5 protein-coding genes are annotated in these 5,806 nt (G+C 68.3%); 1 reads left to right on the forward strand and 4 read right to left on the reverse strand.

The annotated features are described in order from the left end of the window. The 3 genes from VFL64_RS18840 to VFL64_RS18850 form a co-directional block, all read right to left on the reverse strand. Positions 1–246 (reverse strand): rRNA adenine N-6-methyltransferase family protein (locus tag VFL64_RS18840; RefSeq protein ID WP_489541917.1); only part of this gene is annotated, 246 nt, incomplete at its 3' end. A 22-nt stretch (positions 247–268) separates the two neighbouring features. Continuing rightward, positions 269–1,561, reverse strand: coding sequence for a peptidylprolyl isomerase (locus tag VFL64_RS18845; protein ID WP_489541918.1), 1,293 nt, complete (start codon positions 1,559–1,561; stop codon positions 269–271). 44 nt (positions 1,562–1,605) lie between these two features. Then, complete coding sequence (locus VFL64_RS18850) at positions 1,606–3,987, reverse strand: LPS-assembly protein LptD (RefSeq protein ID WP_489541919.1); 2,382 nt, start codon at positions 3,985–3,987, stop codon at positions 1,606–1,608. A 134-nt stretch (positions 3,988–4,121) separates the two neighbouring features. Here VFL64_RS18850 and VFL64_RS18855 point away from each other — a divergent pair, with 134 nt between their 5' ends. After that, positions 4,122–5,198, forward strand: a complete 1,077-nt coding sequence (locus tag VFL64_RS18855; RefSeq protein WP_489541920.1) for an aminoglycoside phosphotransferase family protein — start codon at positions 4,122–4,124, stop codon at positions 5,196–5,198. A gap of 18 nt (positions 5,199–5,216) precedes the next feature. On the opposite strand, the gene VFL64_RS18860 is transcribed toward VFL64_RS18855, so the two are convergent. After that, positions 5,217–5,806, reverse strand: a 590-nt coding sequence (locus VFL64_RS18860; RefSeq protein WP_489541921.1) for a substrate binding domain-containing protein, incomplete at its 5' end; no start/stop codon positions are given.

The raw sequence follows: 5,806 nt of genomic DNA on the forward strand, positions 1-5,806 counted from the left end.
CACGTCGGATTCGACGACGGTCAGCTCGGGCCGCTTGCGCAGGCGGGCGGCCAAGTCGCGGTCCAGCTCGATCACGGTGAGGTGCTCGCTGCGTGCCGCCAGCGGCAGGGTCATGGCGCCCAGACCGGGGCCGATCTCGACCAAAGCCTGGCCGGGCTGAGGGTTGATGGCATCGATGATGCCGTCGATCACCGCCTCGTCAGCGAGGAAATGCTGGCCGAAGCGCTTGCGTGGAATGTGTTTCACGAAGGGGACCGAGGCTGCGCGATCAGGGAGGCGGCTCGCGCATCTCCACATAGGCGCGGTCGCGCAGGTCGCGCACCCAGTCGTTGTAGGCAGTCTCGAACTTCTGTTCGCGCAGGGCAGCGCGGGCCTGCTCACGCTGCTGCTTGGCGTCGAGCGCCGTCTTGCGGCGCTCGACCACCTGGATCAGGTGCACACCGAAACGCGACACCACCGGATCCGAGATGCCTCCGATCGGCAGCGCGTTCATGGCCTGCTCGAACTCGGGGACGAAGTTGCCGGGCGAGGCCCAGCCAAGGTCGCCGCCCTGGGGCGCGCTGCCGTCTTCGGAGTTGTCGCGTGCGAGTTGCTCGAAAGTGCGCGCACCGCCTGCGATCTGGCGCTTGAACTCCAACAGGCGGCGCGAGGCCGCGTCTTGCGTCCACTGCGGCGAGATGCGCAGCAGGATGTGGCGCGCCCGCGTCTGGGTGATCGACAGCGCGCCGGCTTCGTTGCGTTCGAGCAGCTTGAGGATGTGGAAGCCCGCGCCGGTGCGCAGCACGGCCGGCGACACCTGGCCGGCCTTCAGCGGCCGCACGGCGTCGAGGAACACGTCGGGCAGCCGATTGGCCGGGCGCAGGCCGATCTCACCGCCTTTGGCGCGGTTGGTGTCTTCGGACACCTCACGGGCCACGGCGTCGAAGGCCTCGCCGCCGCGGATGCGGGCCAGAGCGGCTTCGGCACGGGCGCGGCGTTCGGCCACGACGGTGTCGGTCGCCCCTTCGGGCACGGTGACCAGCACCTGGGCGATGTTGTATTCGCTGGCCGAGCCCGCTGCGGTACGTTGCGCCTCGAGCCAGTTCTCGATCTCGGTGTCGGAGATGCGGATGCGGGCCTGCACCTCGCGTTCGCGTGTGCGTTCCATCATCAGCTGTTCGCGGATGTTCTTGCGAAAGCGCGCGTAGTCCATGCCTTCGCGCGCCAAGCGCTCGCGCAGCTGGGCGGGGGTCAGCTGGTTCTGTGCCGCCACGTTGGCGATGGCACGCTCGACTTCGGCATCGTCGACCCGCGTGCCGCTTTCGCGCGCGTTGGTGATCTGGGCCCGCTCGCTGATGAGTGCCTCCAGCACGCCGCGGCGCAGCTCGTCTTCAGGTGGCAGACGCATGCCGCTGCGGCGGGCGTTCTCGCGCACCTGGTCGATGCGCTGCTGCACTTCGCCTGCGGTCACCAGCTCCTGGTTGACGATGGCGATGATGTAGTCGGCGGTGCGCGAGGCGTTCGCGCGCTGCGACTGGGCCAGCGCCGACGGCGCCAGGCTGGCCACGAGGAGTGACGACAACAGGGCAGAACGAAGCCGGGGGAGGATCAATCTCATGGGGTATTTCAGGGAGCGGTCGGCCGATTGCCGTCAATGGGGGAGTCGTCTCTCAGCAGACGGTAGCCAGGGATATTGTCCTTCAAGACCTTCAGCGGGTTGGTGCCCAGGCGGGACAAGCCCACGAACTCGATTTCAAAGCCCAATTGGGTCGTGGCTTCGGCCTGACTGGTGGACAGGCGCTTGGCCACCATGCGGCCGATCCAGCAGCCAGCGTCGTACTCGAAGCCCAGCACGGCATCGGTCATGCGGCTGTCGCGCAGGCTGTAGTTCAGGCGGCCCACGCTGTACCAGGTGCCCGAGCAACTGCCGTTCTGTGCCATGTTGCGAACGCCCGGGGTGCGCACTGGCCCATAGATCGGCCACTGCCAGCCGAGTTCCACCTGTTCGCTGCCGTCGTTGTTGCTCACGAGGGTTCCACTGCCGTCGGCGCTCGGTGAAAACGTATCCCTCTTGAACCGATAGGCCGCATTGAGGGTGCGATACGGGCCTGGCGAGTAGCGCGCCCCCAGCACCGAGCGCACGGTGCGTTCGATGTTGGGGCTGTACTGCACGCCGGCGCTCAGCTGCCACTGGGGAACCAGGGTGGTTGAACCCACCAGCAGGAGGTCGGACACCCGCTGGGTGGAAGGCGTGCCCTCCGCGGTGACGTACTGGTCGGAGAACAGGAAGCGCTGTGCGATGCCCAGGCGAAAGGCCTCGGCGCCCGTCTGGGCGTCGACCACGCGTGTTGTCACGCCGGCGGTGAGCTGGGCTGCGTCCGACACCCGGTCGATGCCGGAGAAGGCGTTGTCGGTGTAGATCGAGTCGAAGTTGAAGTCCTTGGCCGCCGAGTCGAAGTTCGGCAGCCCGGCCTGGTCGCTGAACGGTGTTCTGACGAACAGCAGGCGAGGTTCCAGCGTCTGCCGCGTGGCACGGCCGAACCACTCGGTCTCGCGCTCCAGCGTCCAGCCGCTGTCCAGGCTGAAGGTCGGGATGGCGCGGTTGAAGCGCGTCTGGCCGGCGTAGCGGCCGTCGGTCAGCGGGCGGTCGACCTCGTACGCGGCGGCATTCACCGACACCTTGGGCACCAGCGTCCAGCCTGGCGTGACATAGGGCCAGCTCAGGGAGCCCAGCGCGTGCAAGCGCGAGCCGGTGATGGGCACGGGCTGAACGATGCCGTTGATCACGGGCTGGATGGTGCCGTCGGGGTTGCTGAAGCGGTTGTATTCGGTCTCCAGAGCAAACTCGAAGCCGCTGCCCAGGTTCTGCGTGCCGCGCGCGCCGATCTGTGGCTCGCGGTCGTAGGGCACGGGGTAGATCTGCTCCTTCGTGTCCTGCGACAGCGGGTTCTGCAGCACCTGCCAGCGCAGCACACGCGCATAGGTGTTCCAGCTGCCAAAGCCCTTGCTGGCCTGCACGTCGGCGGCCAGCAGGCGGGGCGTCAGGCCGGGCCAGTCGTGCGGGAACTCCTTCCAGTAGTCGTCGTCGGAGACGCGCGCGACGGTGGCCTTGTACACCCCGTCGCGCCACCACACACCTTCGTGCTCCAGGCCCAGCGAGCCGCGCGAATGACCGGTCAGCCGGTCGTTGGTCAGCACGTTGAGGTTGAGTGTGCCGGCGTAGCTGGGCTCCAGGTAGCGGAACTCGGTGCCCAGGCCGACGCCGCGCTTGCTGTAGACGATGGGGGTGAGCGTAGCGTCGCGGTTGGGGGCGAGGTTCCAGTAGTAGGGCACGGCCAGCAGCAGGCCGCTCTTGCTGTCCAGGCCGGTCGTGGGCGGCAACCAGCCCGACTTGCGGTCGTCGCTGAGCGGGAAGCTCAGGTGCGGCGCCGCCAGGATGGGCACGCCGTAGAAGCGCAGCACCGCGCCATCGGCTTCGCCCTCGTTGGTGGCGAAGTCCATCTTCACGCGGTCGGCCGACAGCACCCAGGCCGGCTCGTCCGGGCCATCGCGAGGGCAGCTGGTGTAGGTGGCGCCGGTGGTCACGGCCAGGTCGCGGCCCAGGAAGTCGACGCGCGACGCGGTGCCGCCGGCCTCGGTGCGCGAGAAGAAATAGGTCGGGCTGATGAAGTAGCCCTCGAAGCGTTGCAGCTGCAGCTGCAACTCGGGACCGCTGTACACGTTGCCGTCGCGCGAGATGCGGACCTTGCCGGTGCCGCGGGCCACGTCGGTGCGCTGGTCGTAGTTCAGCTTGTCAGCGTGGATCTCGGTCGGGCCCTGGCGCAGCACCACCTCACCTTCGGCCGACACGTCGGCGTCGGGCCTCGCGCGGATCTCGGCGGCGTCGACCGTCACCGGCAGCCGGGTGTCGGCAGCCTGCGGCCACGCCGCGGTGATGTGGCCCGCGGTGAGCCAGCCGGCCGCGAGGCAGGCTGCGACGGCGCGGTGGTGTGAAGGAACGGAGTGCAACGGAGGCGAGCGGGTTCGTGGGTGGCTGAGCGCCTGGTGGGGCGTTTCGGCAAAGGCCGGGCCCGACGCGATTTGTAGAATCGATTATCAACGAGGGCCTTCGCTTCGCGCCTCTCACTTCCCCCATCGTCGCCATGTCCACACAGCCTGCCACCCCCGATGCCATTGCCTGGGCCGACGAGACGCGCCGTGCGCTGTTCAGCCAGTGGCTGACCGCCGTCACGCCGCGCCACGCCCTGCAGCCGGCCAGCCTGCGCGCGGCCAGCGCCGACGCGAGCTTTCGCCGCTACTTCCGCATCGACGGCACAGCGGGCCAATCCTTCATCGTGATGGACGCGCCTCCGCCGCAGGAGGACGTGCGTCCCTTCATCACGCTGGCCGCGATGTTCGAAGGTGCCGGCCTGAATGCACCGCGCGTGCTGGAGCAGGACGTGGAGCACGGTTTCCTGCTGCTCAGCGACCTGGGCTCCCAGCTCTACCTGCAGGCCTTGCAGGAAGCAAAGGCGCAGGCCGACCAGCGCCGCATCGCTTCGCTGATGCACGACGCCACGGTGGCGCTGGTGCAATGGCAAAGCCGCGCCGACGCGAGCGTGCTTCCGCCCTACGACGACGCCTTGCTGCGCCGAGAACTGGCCCTTTTCCCCGACTGGTGCGTGGCGCGCGAGCACGGCGTCACCTGGACCGCCGAACAGCACGCCAAGTGGCAGAAGGTCTGCGACCTGCTCGTGGCCAGCGCGCTCGACCAGCCCACCGTGGCCGTGCACCGCGACTACATGCCGCGCAACCTGATGGTCTGCCCCGCCGAGCAGGGCAACCCCGGCATCCTCGATTTCCAGGACGCCGTACGCGGCCCCATCAGCTACGACGTGGCCTCGATGCTGCGTGACGCCTTCATCTCCTGGGAAGAAGAGCAGGAGATCGACTGGGCCGTGCGCTACTGGCAGCAAGCCCGCAAGGCCGGGCTGCCGCTCCCCGACGACTTCGGCATCTTCTGGAAGCAGGTGGAGTGGATGGGCCTGCAGCGCCACCTCAAGGTGCTGGGCATCTTCTGTCGCCTGAAGCACCGCGACGGCAAGCCCAAGTACACCGAAGACCTGCCGCGCTTCTTTGCCTACGCGCACAAGGTGGCCACGCGCTACAACGGCCTGGGCCCGCTGGCCCATCTGCTCGAACCGCTGATGGGCACGTCGCGACGCGACGTTTTCTACTGACTAGCGGAGCGACGACTTCTACTGAGCGGGCTTCACCGCACCGCAGGGCGTTTCGCACCCGGCCGCCTGCAGCCATGGGTCGTGTTCGCGGCCGCCGAAGCTCTTCACCAGGAAGTCGATGAACGCGCGCGTGCGCGCCGGCACGTACTTGCGCGTGGGCATGCCGGCGTAGACGCGCACCGTCAGCACGCGCCACTCGGGCAGTACGCGTTCGAGCTTGCCGTCGCGCAGGGCCGTCTCCACGACGTAGGAGGGCAGGCCCGAGATGCCCATGCCGGCGAGTGCTGCGGCATAGATGGTGTCGCCGTGCACCGAACTCAGCGCAGGCCGGCCCGGCGTCAGCGTGAGCGACTCGCCGGGGGGCTCATCGTCGCCCTGGATCGCGCCGTGCTGGAAGGTGATCTCGCGCGCATGGCTGGGCAGCATGGTGTCGTGCTCGATCAGCTCGCGCGGGTGCTTCGGGCGGCCATTGCGGTCGAGGTAGCTGGGTGAGGCGCAGGTGATGACTTCGGAATGCGCCAGCAAGCGGGCCACGAAATCGCCCTCCAGGGGCTGCTTGCCCACCTGGATGATGCTCACGTCGTAGTTCTCGTCGACCGTCTCCACCG

This window comes from Rhizobacter sp., assembly GCF_035702065.1.
Classification (GTDB): domain Bacteria; phylum Pseudomonadota; class Gammaproteobacteria; order Burkholderiales; family Burkholderiaceae_C; genus Rhizobacter.